This window comes from Luteibacter sp. 3190 (genome assembly GCF_031456385.1).
In the GTDB taxonomy this organism is placed as follows: domain Bacteria; phylum Pseudomonadota; class Gammaproteobacteria; order Xanthomonadales; family Rhodanobacteraceae; genus Luteibacter.
This window is the reverse complement of sequence record NZ_JAVDUO010000003.1, coordinates 199,754-214,975: the sequence shown is the minus strand read 5'-3', so window position 1 is coordinate 214,975 and position 15,222 is coordinate 199,754. Positions and strand designations below refer to the sequence as shown.

Here is a 15,222-nt window from a genome sequence, read left to right as displayed (position 1 = left end):
CTTCAGCCGGCCAGCTCCACGCAGAAGTCGACGAACGCGCGCACCTTTGGCGGCGCGTTCCGGCGCGAGGGATAGAACGCGTAGAGCGGAAACGTCTCGTCGGGCCAGTCGGGAAACAATTCGACCAGACGTCCATCCGCGACGGCATCGCGCACGCTGACGGCGAGCAGCTGCGCGATGCCGACCCCGGCGAGGCATACCGCGGTCATCGTGCCGGAATCGTTGACGAGCAACGGCCCGTCGGTCTCCACCGTCACCACCTTGCCGCGTCGATGGAACTCCCATTCGAAGGGCCGGCGCGTCACCGGGTCGCGGAACTGCAGGCAGCGATGTCGGGCGAGGTCCGTCGGCGTCTTCGGCGTGCCGTGCGCCACGAGATAGGCGGGTGTGGCGACGGTGATCACGCGGGTGTCGAGCAGCTTGCGTGCCACCAGCGACGACGTTGGCGGCTCGCCGAAGCGCACGGAGACGTCGATGCCCTCGCTGATGAGGTCGCCGAGCTCGTCGCGGGCGACGATCTCGATCTCCAGTTCCGGGTAGCGACGCAGGAAGTCGTCCAGACGTGGCGCGACGACCTGCCACGAAAACATCGGATCGAGACTCACGCGAAGACGGCCCCGCACGGCGTGCGCGTCGCCAGCCGCCGACATGGCGGCATCCTCCAGGCCGGACAACAGCGGGCCGACCTTCGCATACAGCCGCTCGCCCTCGTCCGTCAGCGTCACCGAGCGCGTCGTCCGATGCAGGAGGCGCACGCCGAGCCGCGTCTCGAGCCTCGACACGGCGCGACTCACGCCGGACGGCGACAGACCGAGCGCCTCGGCTGCACGCGCGAAGTTGCCGGTCTCCACCACGGATACCAGCACGGAAAGATTCCCCAGCAAGCGGCCATCGGTGGGCATGCGGTACTCCTGGCTCCGGGTGCTTCAATTAGTGATCGCGAGTCACCAAAGAACTGATGAATCGGCTATTCAGTCACGGCTGGCGCCATCCTATCTTCTTCCTCGTCCCCACGAAAACGAGGAAACCCCATGTACGCCATCACAGGTATCACCGGTCGGGTCGGCGGCGCGCTGGCCGACGCGCTCTTTGCAGCCGGCAAGCCCGTCCGGGCCGTCGTGCGCGACAGCGGTCGCGCGCAGGCGCTCGCCGCGCGAGGCGCCGAGGTCGCCACGGCGGCCATCGACGACGCGGCGTCGCTCGCCCGCGCCTTCGCTGGCGCCGAAGCCGTGTTCATCCTCCTGCCGCCCGAATTCGACCCGGCGCCGGACTTCCTGACCGCGCCCGATCCCGTCATCGCGTCGATCCACGAGGCTCTTCTCGCCGCGCGCCCCGATCGGGTGGTGGCGCTGTCGACCATCGGCGCGGACGCGGCCGAGGCGAACCTGCTCTCCCGGCTGGGGCGGATGGAGCGGGTGCTCGCCACGCTTCCGATGCCGGTCACCTTCCTGCGCGCCGGCTGGTTCATCGAAAACGTGCAGTGGGACCTCGCGTCCGCCCGCGAGCGCGGCAGCATCGACAGCTACCTCGCGCCTCTCGACCGGAAGATCGCGATGGTCGCGACGAAGGACATCGGCGGTCTCGCCGCGAAGCTGCTGATGGAGCCGGGCAAGGGCGTGCGTGTCGTCGAACTGGAAGGCCCGGAGCGCGTCAGCCCGAACGACCTTGCGGATGCCCTGTCCCGCTCGCTGGGCAAACCGGTGAAGGCGAGCGTGGTGCCGCGGGATACGTGGCAGGCGCGGTTCGTCGCGGAAGGCATGACGAATCCCGAACCGCGCATGCGCATGATCGACGGCTTCAACGAAGGATGGATCGACTTCGGTGCGACGGCGCTGAAGGGCACGACCCGGATCGACGAGGTGATCGCCGGCTTGGTCGGGCGGTCCGCCTGACCGGCGAGGGGAGGTGCGGACGCGGACCGGGCCGTCCATACTCGGTGACGCTGCGCCTCCCCCTCCCCGGACAGGATCGGACATGAAGCCTCTTCGCACAGCCTTCGTCGTGGCATGCCTCGCCGTGCCGGCGCCCTACGCCCTGGGCGCGGACACGCATCCGGCACCCGCACCGCTCATCGGCACCTGGTCGCTCGATACGTCGCGATTACCCATGCCGCCCGATCAGCGCCCTAAGAGCGTGACGTTCCGATTCGCCGAGGCGGGCGTCGACAGACTCACGACGCAGGTCGACATCGTCTACGCACCGGGACAGGAGGTCCACTCCACCTCGACCACGCCGCTCGACGGCACGTACGTCGTGATCGAGAACAGTCCCGAGGCCGATCACGTGGCGCTGCGGAAGCCCACGCCGAACGTCCTCGTCATGGCGCTGCAGAAGGACGGCGTGCTTGTGTCCACGCGCACCTACGCGGTCACGCCGGATGGCAGGAACCTCGTCGAGACCGTGGTCTATCCCGGTACCGAGAGGGATAGCGCGATGCGGGCGAATTACTTCACCCGGGTTCGCTGATACCGCGCCCCGCCCCGCGATGCGCGGGGCGGGGCGATTCTTCAACGAACCGCGTGCTCGAGCGCTTCGTAGTCTTCCTTCGAAAGGTGCAGGCTCGCGCCCTTCACGTTCTCGCGGAGATGCTCGGCATCGCCGGTACCCGGAATGGGCAGCATCACCTTCGAGCGCTGCAGCAGCCACGCGAGTGCGACCTGGCCGTTGCTGGCGCCGTGCTGCTTCGCGATCGTGGAGAGCACCGATCCCTCCCTGGCGAGCTCGCCCGCGGCGAGCGGGAACCAGGGGATGAAGCCGATATCATGTGCCTCGCAGTAATCCAGGACCGACTCGCTCTGGCGATTGCCGAGGTTGTAGAGGTTCTGGACGGTGACGACCTTGAAGTACTTCTGCGCGGCTTCGATCTGTTCGACCGACACCTCGGACAGGCCGGCGTGGCGGATGAGGCCTTCCTTCTGCATCTGCTTGATGACGTCGAACTGTTCGTCGGCCGGAACCTTCTCGTCGACGCGGTGGAGCTGCCACAGGTCGATGCGCTCGACGCCGAGACGGCGCAGGCTCATCAGCACGCACTGGCGCAGGTACTCGGGACGGCCCACCGGCGCCCACTGGTCCGGACCGTGGCGGGTCAGGCCGCCCTTGGTGGCGATGACCAGGCCCTTGTACGGGTGCAGCACTTCGCGGATCAGGTCTTCGCTGACGTACGGACCGTAGCTGTCCGCGGTATCGATGAAGTTGATGCCGGTCTCCGGCAGGGCCTCGAGCACCGCCTTCGCTTTCGCGGGATCTTCCGGGTTGCCCCAGATGCCCTTGCCGGTGATGCGCATGGCGCCGAAGCCGAGGCGGTTGACCTCGAGATCGCCGCCGATCCGGAACGTGCCACTCGCAGAGGCGTTTGCCTGTGTCATGTCGTGTCTCCAGCCGTGTTTGGGTAAGAACGCTCGTTATCGTACGTTCGATCCCGGCTGGCGCGCGTGACGAAAAGACGTGTATTTGCGTCGTTTTGCCTCGAATGTAGGAGCGGACCTGGCCGCGACAGCTTTTCGCGAGGAGCATCAGGTCCTGCTGCCCTGACGCGAAGAGCTGTCGCGGCCAGGGCCGCTCCTACAAACGCGGTGCGGTTACCTCGCGAACGCCTTGATCGTGGCTTCGTTGATCGCCTTCACGCGCTTCTCGTCCACCTTCTCGACCTTGCGGTCGTACGTGTAGAGGCCGTTGTGCTCGCCTTCCACGTCGGTGATCTGCGTGTACACCGAGCCGGACATGCCGACGCCGGGACCTTTGTCGCGGAGCACCGCGGTGTTGGCGACGTAGCCGTCGTTGAGGGCCGCGACGTCCTTCACCGCGCCGTAGGGATTGATGGCGGTGTTCGGCCACAGATGGCCGTCGACGTTGAGCGTGAGACCGCCGTGCTCGCCATCCATGGAAGCGCGGGTGGCATCCGGCTCCGGCAGGCCCGGGCCCTGGTAGTCGTGGACGTCGATGATGTCGCCGGCGTGCACGTCGCCCTTCGTGTCGCAGCAGTTGTAGCCGCTGCGCGCGTTGACGATGCGGGTGGGATCCAGCTTCTTGATCTGCGCCGCCAGTTCGCCCGCGGCGCCGATGCTCCACTGACCCCAGCCTTCGTTGAATGGGATCCAGCCGATGATCGACGTCTCGCCCTTGAGCTGCTCGACGATGCTGGTCACGTCCTTGCGGAAGCCGGCCTTCGCGGCCTCGGAGAGCTTCTCGTTGTGGCCGTTCGGCAGCGAGGGCATGTCCTGCCACACCATCAGGCCGATGCGATCGGTCCAGTAGTACCAGCGTGCCGGTTCCACCTTGATGTGCTTGCGGATCGTGTTGAAGCCGAAGTCCTTCGTTTTCTGCACGTCGAACTTCAGCGCGGCGTCGGTCGGGGCGGTGTGCAGGCCGTCCGGCCAGTAGCCCTGGTCGAGCGTGGCGAGCAGGAACGTGGGCTTGCCGTTGAGGACGATGCGGTTACGCCCGTCCACCTTCTCGATGGCGATGGTGCGCAGGCCGGCGTAGCTGGTGACTTCGTCGCGCTGCTCGCCCTGGCCGAGCGTGGCCTTGAACGTGTAGAGGAACGGATCGTCCGGGCTCCACGTGCGCGGGTTCGCGATCGCGATGCGCAGCGGCTTGCCGGCGGGGCCGGTCGCCTCGCCCACGGCCTTGCCGTCGGCATACGCGGTGACGTGCAGCGGCGCATCCTTGCCGGCGCCCTGCACGGTCGCATCGACAGTGAACGCGTCGAGCGTCTTCGCCGGGGTGAAGCGCAGCTTCGCGAGGCTGACGGCCGGCACCGGCTCGATCCACACCGATTGCCAGATGCCCGAGGCGGCCGTGTAGAAGATGCCTTCCGGCTTCAGGCGCTGCTTGCCGACCATGACGTCCGCGCCGTCGACCGGCGCATTCACCGCGACCACGATTTCCTGCTGACCGCCGGGACGCAGCGCGCTCGTGATGTCAGCGCCGAACGAGGTGTAGCCGCCGGTGTGACGCGCGACCTCCTTGCCGTTGACGTACACCGTGGCGTCCTGCGCGACGGCGCCGAAGTTCAGGCGCACGTGCTGGCCCTTCGCGGTAAAGTCCGCTGGCACGTCGACGAGGCGGCGGTAGACCATGTCGTCGGAATGCTTCTGCACACCCGACAGCACCGACTCGATCGGGTAGGGTACGAGCACCTTGTCCTTGAGCGTCTGGCCGAAGGCCGGCTTCGTCGCGCCGGTCGTGGCCGCGAACTCCCACAGGCCGTTCAGGCTCATCCAGCGCGGTGACTCGAGCGACGGACGCGCGAGCTGCGGGCGCGGGTACTCGGGCAGCGCGTTGGTGGGAGAAACCTCCGCCGTCCACGGCGTCGCCAGGGGCGGTGTCTTGCCGCTCCACGACGTCGCCGCCTGGTCCGCCATGGCCATGGGTGCGAAGCCCAGCGCGAGCGCGATGCACGCGCCGAGGCCACTTGCCTTGATCTTGCTCGTCATCCTCAGTCCTTCTTCACGTTGCCGGCGGCCGACATGGAGGGCGGCGCGTCGTTCGGGTCGGTGCCCCAGGTCTTGCCTGGCGTGGGGCCCATCGTCAGTTCCAGCGTCGCGCCGTTCACGATGTCGGCGTGGCTGAACCACGGTTTCGTCCACGGCTTGCCATTGAGCGTCGCGGACTGGACGTACATGTTCTTCGCGGAGTTGTTGCGCGCGACGATCTCGAACACCTTGCCGTTGCCGAGGCGCAGGCGCACGTGATCGAAGATCGGGCTGCCGATGATGTAGTCGGGCGTGGCGGGATCCACCGGGTAGAAGCCCATCGCGGAGAGCACGTACCACGACGAGGTGGAACCCTGGTCGTCCATGCCCGGATAGCCGTAGCCGGTCGCGTCGCTGCCATACATGTCCGCGAGCACGCGGCGCGTCAGCGCCGCGGTCTTCCACGGCTGGCCGCTCCACGCGTAGAGGTACGGCGCCTGCTGGTCGGGCTGGTTGCCCTGCACGAACTGGCCGATCAGGCCGGTGCAATCGCGGCAGATGCCCTTGGCGGTGTACGGCGTGGTGAAGAACCGATCGAGCTTCGCGTTGAAGGCGTCGCGCCCGCCTAGCGCGTTCATGAGGCCCTGCACGTCGTGAGGCACCAGCCAGAGCGTGGACCAGCCCGAGGCCTCCTTCATCATGAAGTTGTAGTACGGCTCGCCCGGATCGAACGGCGAGATCCATTTGCCGTCTTCCGTGCGGCCGCGAACGAAGCCGACCGACGGATCGAACACGTTGCGCCAGTTCCCCGCGCGGCGATCGAACATCTCGGCGTCGTCGTTCTTGCCGAGGCGTCGGGCGAAGTCGGCGAGCGCGTGGTCGTCCCACGCGTATTCGAGCGTGGTGGCCGCGCCCGCCTTGCCGCCCGCGTACGGCGGGCTCGGGTTGTTCGGCGGCACGATATCGGAGATCCAGCCGTTCTTGTCGTACTCGGCGAGATAGCCACGCGGCCCCTTGGGATCGGTGGCGTTCTTGCGCAGGTACTCGTAGGCCGCGGCATAGTCGAAGTCGATGCCGCGAGTCCACGCGCCGTTGTAGAGGAACACGGCGTGGTCGCCGTGGAACGAGGTGTTCATGTAGCCACGCTCGCGCGCGCGGTCGAGCTCGGAGCGCATGATGTCCTGCACCACCGTGGGCTGCAGCAGCATGAGCAGGGCGATCTGGTTGCGCCCCGTATCCCAGAACGGCACGGGGCCGTAATGGTCGTAGTCGGCGATGCGATCCTTCCCGTCGGCGTCGATGTAGCCCTCGCCCTTGCGCGCGATCATGCGCGGGCTGGCGAACGAGTGATAGAGCGTGGAATAGAAGAGCATGCGTTGCTTCGGCGTGCCGCCGCTCACCTGCACGCGATCGAACAGCTCGGCCCAGCGTGCACGGGCTTTCGCATGCACGCGGTCGAAGTCGGCATCGCTGTCCTGCGCGCGCAGCCGCTGTTCGGCTTCCGCCGCGCTATGCCCGTGCGCGATCCGCACGACCACCTGGTCGCCCGCTTTCGTATCGAAGGTCACATAGGCGCCGGCATAGCCGCCGGACGCCGCGCGGCGATCGGTCTGCACGTCGGTGCGGCCGAGGCCTTCGCCCTTGTTGGTCACGTCGGCGGTGAACGTGCCGAACTGCCGGAAGGGACGCGAGAACTCGGCCACGAAGTACGGACCATCCGAATCGCGGTCGCGACGGCCTGCCGTCGCCGTGCCACGGATGATGCGATCGCCGACCACTTCGATGTCGCCGCCCGAGCGACGCAGGTTGAGCACGACGTGCGAGCGATGGCTCTCGGGGAAGGTGAACCGCATCAGGCTGGTCCACTGCGTCGCGGTCAGCTCCACCTTCGTGTGGAACGTCGCGAGATCGACGGCGTAGTAACCCGGCGACGCCTTCTCGGTCGCCTTGTCGTACGTCGACGTCATGTAATCGGGTGGCACCGTCCAGTCGCCGACCACGGGCATGACCATGGGCGCGCCGCGCGCACCGTAGGTCGAACCGCCGCCGGTGAAACCGATCATCGCGGGTCGACGGTAATCGTAGGCGACCGGCACGCCGGTCGCGAAGCCGAGATCGGCGTTGATGTTGACGGGCGCGGCTTCGGTCGCGCTCTCCGGCAGGCTGGCGCCGGGTGTCGTCATGCCGGTGTAGAGCGGCTCGCCCTCGGGTGGCGCGTTGCCGATGAGGTCCTGGCGGTCCAGCGGCGCGGTGCCGACGAGCGGGTTGGCGAGGTCCACGTTGGCGGTGGAGGCCGGGGCGGCCTTGCTGGCGGCCGCGTGCCCGGTATCGATGGTGCCCAGCGCAATGATCGCCAGTGCCAAGGCGAGCGGCGCGCGGTGGGGAAGACGCGCGAATGGTGTCATCGGGTTTCCTTCGCTCAAAAAGGAAGCGGGGCCGGGCTCATCGCCCGGCCCCGCTCGTTTTGTCACTTGTCGCTTTCACCACCGAACTTGTAGGTCACGCCCACGTAGTACTGGCGTCCCGGGTACAGCAGGTTCACCAGACGGGCGCGGGTATCGCCACCCAGGTAGGTGTGCGGCGTGCCCTTGTTGAAGTTGATGATCGACGCCGTGACCATGAAGTGCTTGTTGAATTCATAGTCGCCGTTGAGGTCGATCTGGTGGTACGGCTGCGAGTAGATCGGCAGACCGGCCGCGAGGCCGTTCATGCGGCGGCCCGTCCAGTTGTCGCTGGCGCGGAGCAGCAGGCCGTTCTTTTCGTAGAACAGCGACACGTTCGCGGCGTACTTCGCGCTACCGATCAGCTCCGCCTTGCCCACCTGCGTGTCGCCGAGTGCGACCGCGGTTTCGTTGGTGTGGTTTAGCGTGTAGTTGGCGATGTAGCCGAAGCCGTTGTCCCAGGTGTGCTGCGCGTACACCTCGATGCCCTTCGACGTGCCGGAGCGGCCGTTGGCGTTCGTGCTGTACTGGCGGAAGTTCGTCGGGGTACCGCCGACATCGACATCGATGTTGTTGACGGTGACCGGGACGACGAAGTTCTTCACCTTCTTCTGGAACAGGTCGATACCGACCACGCCGTGCGTCGCGTAGTACCACTCACCGGCCAGGTCGAACTGCGTGGCCGTGAACGGCTTCAGGTCGGCGTTGGCACCCGAGCCGTACCAGCCCGGCAGCGGGGCGCCGAACTGCTTGCGGTCGTTGTAGTACTCCTGCGTGTTGTTGGTCAGCTGACCCAGCTGCGCGAGATCGGTGTAGTTCGCGCGGGCGAGGGCCTGCGAACCGGCCGCACGCAGCACGAAGTCGTCGGCGATGGTCCAGGCGATGTTGAAGCTCGGCAGGAACTTGTTGTAGCGCTTGTTCGTCGTCGAGTTGGTGAAGCCTTCCACCACCGCGATTTCGCGCGGCAGGTACTGGAAGTCGCCCGGAGCGCAAGGACCGCCACCCGCGTTCACGCCCGAAGCCGGGCAGATCAGGATGTTGCCGCCGGCGTCGTGGTAGTACGTCGCGTTGTTGGTGGTGACCTGGTTTGCGACCGTGAGGTCCTGCTTCGTGGTGACGAAGCGCACGCCGACGTTACCGCGGATGGTGCCGGTGTCGAAGTTGGCCTGCACGTAAGCCGCGGCCACCTTCTCGCCGATCGACGACTTGTTCTGCGGCTTGTTGTAGATGACGCGGTCGTAGGTCGAGTTGAGGTGGTTGTAGTAGGCCGGGAAGTTGATCGCCGGGAAGATGTCGTCGCCGTACGCGTGGTTCACGCCGTCGAGGTAGTTCGGCAGCAGGAAGCCCGGGGGCAACTGGCCGGCGTTTGGATCGCAGGTCTGGAACTGCAGCGTGGTGCCCTTGCAGTACCAGCGCACTTCGTTGCTCTGCTGCTCGGCGTTGGCGTCGGTGTACTTGCCGCCGAACTGGATCGACTGCAGCCAGCTGGAGTCGAGCGACCAGGTGAAGTCGGCCTGCGCGAAGTTCTGCGAGTTCGTGGTGTTCACCATGTTCGAACCGGTCGAACCGAGGTCGACCTGGCCCGCGCCGGCGAGCATGTTCTGCAGCACGTCCGGTGCGGCGCTGATGCCCGGCTTGCCGCTGAGGTCCCACGAGGCGCCGTTGCTGCCGTTCACCCACGCGCCGTTGACGAAGTTACGCGGCTTGGCGGCCATGCCCAGCTCGACCGACGGACCACCGCTGGCCCAGGTGCGGCCGACGTTGAAGCTGCCGCTCAGGGCGCCGCCGGTGTCCCATTCGCCTTCGATGTTGACGGTCTGCGACTTGGCCTTCTCGATCGAGTAGTTGCCGTTGAGCCACGGAATTTCCGTGTTGCAGACGTCGACGGCCTGGCGGGTGGCACCCGTGACCGGGTTCACCGTCGAATTACAGCCCACGCCGGCCGGCGGCAGCACGTAGTTCGCGCCGGTGACGATGGTGCCGGACTTGTCGAACGTCAGGCCGTTCGGAGCGAGCAGGCGGCCGTTCTGGTCGGCGAAGTTCGTGTTGTTCGGCAGGCCCCACTCGGGAATCTCGAGCGTGTTGGTGATCTGCTTCTGGGTGCGTTCGAAGCGGAAGTAGTTACCGGTCAACAGCAGGTGGTCGCTCGGCTTGAACTGCATCGTCGCCTGAGCACCCTTGGTCTTGAGGTTCAGGTCGTTGCGGCTGGTGGCGAACTGCTGCGGCATCCAGAAGCCGTTCGAGATGTTGCCGGCCTGGTCGACGACGCCGTTGCCCCAGAGGTCGATGTTGTTGTCGACCGCGGCGCCATACGGCTTGCCGTGCACGTTCACCGGCGGCTGAGTACAGGTCGTGTGGTCACGGCAATCGTCCGACCACCAGTGCCAGCTGGTCGCGTCCGCGGAGTACGTGGTGGCCTGGCGCTTCTGGTACGCGCCGGCGACGAGGACGCCGAACGTCTCGTCCTTGTTCTTCCACGACCACAGGGCGGAGCCCTGCGGTTCCGTCTTGGCGCTGGTATCGGAGCTCGCGGCCGTGCCGGTCACGAAGCCTTCGTTGACGCCCATCTCGAGCGGACGACGCGTGCGCAGGTCGACGTTGCCGCCGATGCCGCCCTCGTCCAGACGCGCCTCGAGGCTCTTGTAGAGCTTGATGTCCGAGAACATGTTGGCGGGGAACAGCGTGTAGTTGAACGAACGCGTCAGGCCGGCCGAGGTGTCGGCCGAGGCGACGTAGTTGCCGTTCAACTGGGTGTACGTGAGTTCCGGCGCGAGGCCGCGGATGCTGACGGTCTTGCCTTCGCCGGATTCGCGGCTGATGACCACGCCCGGGACGTGCGCCAGCGCGTCCGCGATGTTCTTCGCCGGGAACTGCGCGATGTTCTGCGCGTTGATCACTTCGACGATGGAGTTCGCGTCACGCTTCTCGATGACGCTCTGTTCGACCGACTGGCGATAGCTGGTGACCACGACGGTGTCGAGGTTCGTCGGACCGACCTTCTTCTTGTCGGCCTCCTTGTCCTTCTCGTCCTGCGGCGTGGCGGCACCGGCGGGCGCCTGGGCCTGCGCGGGTGCGACGGCGGCGGCAGTGGCGGGCGCGGCGGTCTGCGCGAACGCGGACGCGGGCACTCCCATGTAACCGACAAGCGACAGGGTAGCCGCGGCGAGCGCGGCAGACAGCGGCTTGCGCTTGAGCATGTGTTGGTACGTCATTTCTTTTTATTTCCCTCGAAGAAGCGCCCTGGTGTTTCCGGCGCGTTGGTCCCCCGCTACATCACAGCTGCAGATGCCCGTTCTATGGCTCCACAAACCCTCCTGACTTCAATTGGATCGATCCAAAATGACGGGTGCCGACGGACCCCGTTTCCATCGGCACGGTGCTTTCAACGGAATGTCGGGTGGTCGCGCTCCTCGCGCGGGAGGGCATCGTCGAGGTGGCGGGCAACGGCCTTCGTCGGCGCCGGCATCGCTCGGGCACCCGTGGCTCGTTTCATGAAATGGTCGGCACGATGTGTCTGCATGTCCCGCTTCCCATACCCCTCGCGAATCCGGCGGAAAGCAGGCAGCCTTCGGCCGACGCTCCACGCGCCTGCCCTGACGGCTCTGGCTCACCCCGATTTAAATCTCGCAGATCCGCCGCTTCCGCGACGTGACCTGATTCACTTTGACTTGGATCGATCTAAGTCCCCGGTGCGAATTAAGACCTCGAAGTCGCAGGCTGTCACGCTGCGCTGCAAAAACTTTCCGGGCCGATCGATCAGCGGCGTGGAACTTTGCGCGATGGCCGTCACAAAACGCGCATCGATCAGGGCTTTCGATCAAGAGGTCGAGGCGGCGGCGGGGTAGGTTCCGTCGTCCTCGCGCGCGAAAAACGAAGGTTGCTCATGAAGTCGGTCACGATGATCCTCGCCGCCATGTTCGCCACATGGCTTCCGTCCCTGGCGGTGGCGGCCGACGCGAAGCCGAAAGCGGAGACGGTGCTGAAGAGCGATAGCAGCTGGACGGGTGCGCCGTACACCGCGTATCCGAAGGGCCGGCCCGAGCTGACCGTGCTGAGGATCGTCATTCCGGCTCACTCCGCGTTGCCCTGGCACACGCATGTGGTGCCGAACGCGGCCTATGTGATCTCGGGCCACCTGACCGTGGAGGAGAAGGCCACGGGCAGGAAGAAGGTGATCCGGGCGGGAGAGGCCTTGCCCGAATCGGTAGGCGTCGTGCACCGAGGCGTGACCGACGACGAGGAGGTCGTGCTCGTCGTCATGTACGCGGGCACGAAGGACACACCGCTCTCGGTGCCGCTCGCCGAAGACAACCCCGAGTTCGCCACACCGCCGTAGGAGCGGCCCTGGCCGCGGCAGCGCTTCGCGTCAGTGGTGAAGCTGGCGCGCCAGGTTGGGGACCGGGTCGAGAAGCCGTCGCGGCCGGGTCCGCTCCCACAGCGCGTCGTAGGAGCGGCCCTGGCCGCGACAGCTCTTCGCGTCAGTGGTGAAGCTGGGCGCGAAGTTGGGGACCGGGTCGAGAAGCCGTCGCGGCCGGGTCCGCTCCCACAGCGCGTCGTAGGAGCGGCCCTGGCCGCGACAGCTCTTCGCGTCCGTGGTGAAGCTGGCGCGCCAGGTTGGGGACCGGGTCGAGAGGCTGTCGCGGCCGGGTCCGCTCCCACAGCACAGCACAGTGGAGCGGGCGTGGGATCAGGCCATTGCCGCGGCGCTCCGCACGAGCTGGTGCGCGGGGACGGGGCTGCCGAGGAGGTAGCCTTGCAGGGCGTTGCAGCCCAGGCGCGTGAGCAGCTCCTGCTGCTCGATCGTTTCGACGCCTTCGGCGACGATCTTCAGGCCGAGCGTCTTTCCCAGTCCGATGATCGCGGCGACGATCGCTTCGTCGTCGTTGCCGTGCGTGAGTTCGGTGATGAAGCCACGGTCGATCTTCAGTTCGTCGGCGGGAAGCTGCTTGAGGTAGAGCAGGCTCGAATAGCCCGTGCCGAAGTCGTCGATGGAAATGCCAACGCCGAGGGCGGCGACCTGGTTGAGGATGGCGAGGCTCGCCTCCGCGTCGCGCATGGCCGTGGATTCGGTGACCTCGAGCACGAGGTGGCGTGGATCCAGGTCATGTCGGTCGAGGGTCTCCTTCAGCACGTCGACGAGACCCGCGTGGGTGAGCTGCACCGTGGAAAGGTTCACCGATACCGTCCAGTCCGCGTGGCCTTCGGCCTGCCATTCGCGCATCTGGCGGCAGGCTTCGTCGATCACCCAGTTGCCGATGGGGACGATCAGCCCCGTGCGCTCGGCCACCGAGAGGAAGGCGTCGGGCGGCATCAGGCCGACACCGGGCTTCTGCCAGCGCAGCAAGGCCTCGACGCCGACCATCGGACCCTTAGGCGAGACGAGCTTCGGCTGGTAATGCAGCAGGAACTCGCCGCGATCGACGGCCCGGCGCAGGTCCTGCTGCAGCTGGAGCTGCTGGTGCACGTTGGCGTTCATCGCGCTTTCGAAGAAGCAGTAGCCGTTCCGGCCTTGCTCCTTCGCGTGGTACATCGCCGCGTCCGCGTTGACCATCAGTTCGTGCGTCGTGCGGCCGTTCTCCGGATAGATCGCGATGCCGACGCTGGCGGAGACGTGCACCGTGTTGCCGTCGATGTCGTATGACGCCATGAGCGAGTCCACCAGGCGCTGCGCGTGAAGCGCGGCGTCCTCGGGACGCGCGACGTCCAGCACCATGACGAACTCGTCGCCGCCCAGGCGTGCGACCGTGCCCTCGTCGGTCTGGGTGGCGAGGATGCGCGCGGATACCTGTTTCAGCAGCAGGTCGCCGATGTGGTGGCCGTAGACGTCGTTCACCGCCTTGAATCCGTCGAGGTCTATGAACAGCACGGCGAGCGGGGTCCGTTCCCTCGAAGCCTTCTGGATGGCCTGGTCCATGCGGTCGCCCAGCAGGACACGATTCGGCAGGCGGGTCAGGTTGTCGTGGAGGGCAAGTTGCACGAGCTCGCTGTTGGCGCGATCGAGCGACGTGGCAAGCGCGTCGGCACGGACGTCGAGAAGCGATACCACGAGCGCGATCGCGAAGACCGCCAGGCTGACGAGGATCACCACCACGGCCAACCACTTGGGATCGATGCCGGTGTTGGCCGCGCCGCACCAGCTGCCCAGCGGGAACTGCGAGGCCGCCATGCCGGTGTAGTGCATGCCGACGATGGCGCAGCCCATCACGAGCGACGCGCCGAGGCGGGCGAACGCGACACGCTCGCCGTCGCGGCGAAGGCGGAACGCGATCCACAACGCGGCACCGGAGGCGATCACGGCGATCACGATCGACGCGGCGAAGAGCCAGGGGTCGTAGATCACCCCGGGCTCCATCTTCATCGCCGCCATGCCCGTGTAGTGCATGGCGGCGATGCCGGCGCCCAGCAGCAGGGCACCCCCCGCGAGGCGGCGGCGCGGCAGCGCCTCCAGGCACACCAGCCACAACGCGAAGGCCGAGGAGACGATGGCGATCACGAGCGACAGGACGGTCAGGCCCAGGTCGTAGCCCACCTGGATCGGCAGGCGGAAGGCCAGCATCCCGACGAAGTGCATGGACCAGATGCCGAAGCCCATGGCGACGGAGCCGCCCACGAGCCAGAGCGCAGATGCGCGCCCACGGGTGCTGGCGACGCGGCCGGCCATGTTCAGCGCCGTGTAGGACGCCAGGACGGCCACGATCAACGAGAACACGACGAGGATGCCGCTGTAGCTGCTTGCGAGCATGGTGAACCTGCCAGGACCTGCCGACCGGCGGAAGCGGTCGTTCTGAGGATTTCGGCAGATTCGTCAAATTCTTGAGGTGGCGGCCGCTCGTCAGTGGCTGGGCGGCTTCGGCCGGTACGGCGTGTACTGGGCGGAAAGCAGCCGCCAACCGTCCTTCCCCTGCACGGCGACCAGCCCAACGGTGAGCTGCATCGTCCGGCCCGACGCGTCGAAGCTGACCCGGGTCGTCATCGCCGCGGTCGTACCGTCGCTCTGCGTGGCGATGTCGCCGACCTTCACGACGGGCGCCGGGGCCTTCTTCTCGGGCGCGTAGAACGACAGCACGGCATCGTGCGCGTCGACCTCGCCCAGGGGGCTGACTTCCACGAAGCGAGAATGCAGCACATCGGCTAGCGCCTTCTGATCGAACGTGTTCTCCGCCTGGAAATAACGGCGGGCCGCTTCCTCCGCGCTCGGCGCGGCGGCCAACGCGGCGGGAGCGAGAAGGAACATGGGCAGTGCGAGGACGAGCGGACGAAGGTGCGACGACATGGCGTGATCTCCCCTGGGTTCGCAGGACAGTAGAACGTCGCCGCGATCCGGGGTATCGGCCGGAAGTCATCGGGTGTCCGTGCAAGGGGCC

The 15,222-nt window shown here is 66.8% G+C and carries 10 protein-coding genes; 3 read left to right on the top strand and 7 right to left on the bottom strand.

All coding sequences use genetic code 11. The annotated features are described in order from the left end of the window. Positions 1-2: 2 nt before the first annotated feature. Positions 3-902, bottom strand: coding sequence for a LysR family transcriptional regulator (locus J2X58_RS13855; protein ID WP_310048888.1), 900 nt, complete (start codon positions 900-902; stop codon positions 3-5). Positions 903-1,031: 129 nt separating this feature from the next. On the opposite strand from J2X58_RS13855, the gene J2X58_RS13850 reads away from it, so the two are divergent. Both J2X58_RS13850 and J2X58_RS13845 read left to right on the top strand, forming a co-directional pair. Beyond that, on the top strand, positions 1,032-1,892 hold the full coding sequence (locus J2X58_RS13850) for an NmrA family NAD(P)-binding protein (protein WP_310048886.1): 861 nt from the start codon (positions 1,032-1,034) through the stop codon (positions 1,890-1,892). Between the two features lie 82 nt (positions 1,893-1,974). After that, complete coding sequence (locus tag J2X58_RS13845) at positions 1,975-2,466, top strand: hypothetical protein (protein ID WP_310048885.1); 492 nt, start codon at positions 1,975-1,977, stop codon at positions 2,464-2,466. 41 nt (positions 2,467-2,507) lie between these two features. Here J2X58_RS13845 and J2X58_RS13840 read toward each other — a convergent pair whose 3' ends face one another. The 4 genes from J2X58_RS13840 to J2X58_RS13825 form a co-directional block, all read right to left on the bottom strand. Then, the gene (locus tag J2X58_RS13840) at positions 2,508-3,368 is read right to left on the bottom strand and encodes an aldo/keto reductase (RefSeq protein WP_310048883.1); all 861 of its coding nucleotides are present in this window, start codon (positions 3,366-3,368) and stop codon (positions 2,508-2,510) included. A 213-nt stretch (positions 3,369-3,581) separates the two neighbouring features. Further along, entirely contained in the window at positions 3,582-5,438 is a 1,857-nt protein-coding gene (locus J2X58_RS13835; RefSeq protein WP_310048880.1) for a sugar-binding domain-containing protein, read from the bottom strand. A gap of 2 nt (positions 5,439-5,440) precedes the next feature. Further along, positions 5,441-7,822: a GH92 family glycosyl hydrolase gene (locus J2X58_RS13830; protein ID WP_310048878.1), complete on the bottom strand. Its 2,382-nt coding sequence runs from the start codon at positions 7,820-7,822 to the stop codon at positions 5,441-5,443. A 62-nt stretch (positions 7,823-7,884) separates the two neighbouring features. After that, positions 7,885-11,070, bottom strand: a complete 3,186-nt coding sequence (locus J2X58_RS13825; protein ID WP_090058139.1) for a TonB-dependent receptor — start codon at positions 11,068-11,070, stop codon at positions 7,885-7,887. A 671-nt stretch (positions 11,071-11,741) separates the two neighbouring features. Here J2X58_RS13825 and J2X58_RS13820 point away from each other — a divergent pair. Then, the gene (locus J2X58_RS13820) at positions 11,742-12,194 is read left to right on the top strand and encodes a cupin domain-containing protein (RefSeq protein WP_310048875.1); all 453 of its coding nucleotides are present in this window, start codon (positions 11,742-11,744) and stop codon (positions 12,192-12,194) included. A gap of 351 nt (positions 12,195-12,545) precedes the next feature. On the opposite strand, the gene J2X58_RS13815 is transcribed toward J2X58_RS13820, so the two are convergent. Both J2X58_RS13815 and J2X58_RS13810 read right to left on the bottom strand, forming a co-directional pair. After that, positions 12,546-14,600: an EAL domain-containing protein gene (locus J2X58_RS13815; RefSeq protein ID WP_310048873.1), complete on the bottom strand. Its 2,055-nt coding sequence runs from the start codon at positions 14,598-14,600 to the stop codon at positions 12,546-12,548. 90 nt (positions 14,601-14,690) lie between these two features. Then, a complete protein-coding gene (locus J2X58_RS13810) occupies positions 14,691-15,131 on the bottom strand; it encodes a nuclear transport factor 2 family protein (protein ID WP_310048872.1) in 441 nt (146 codons plus the stop codon). Positions 15,132-15,222 lie beyond the last annotated feature (91 nt).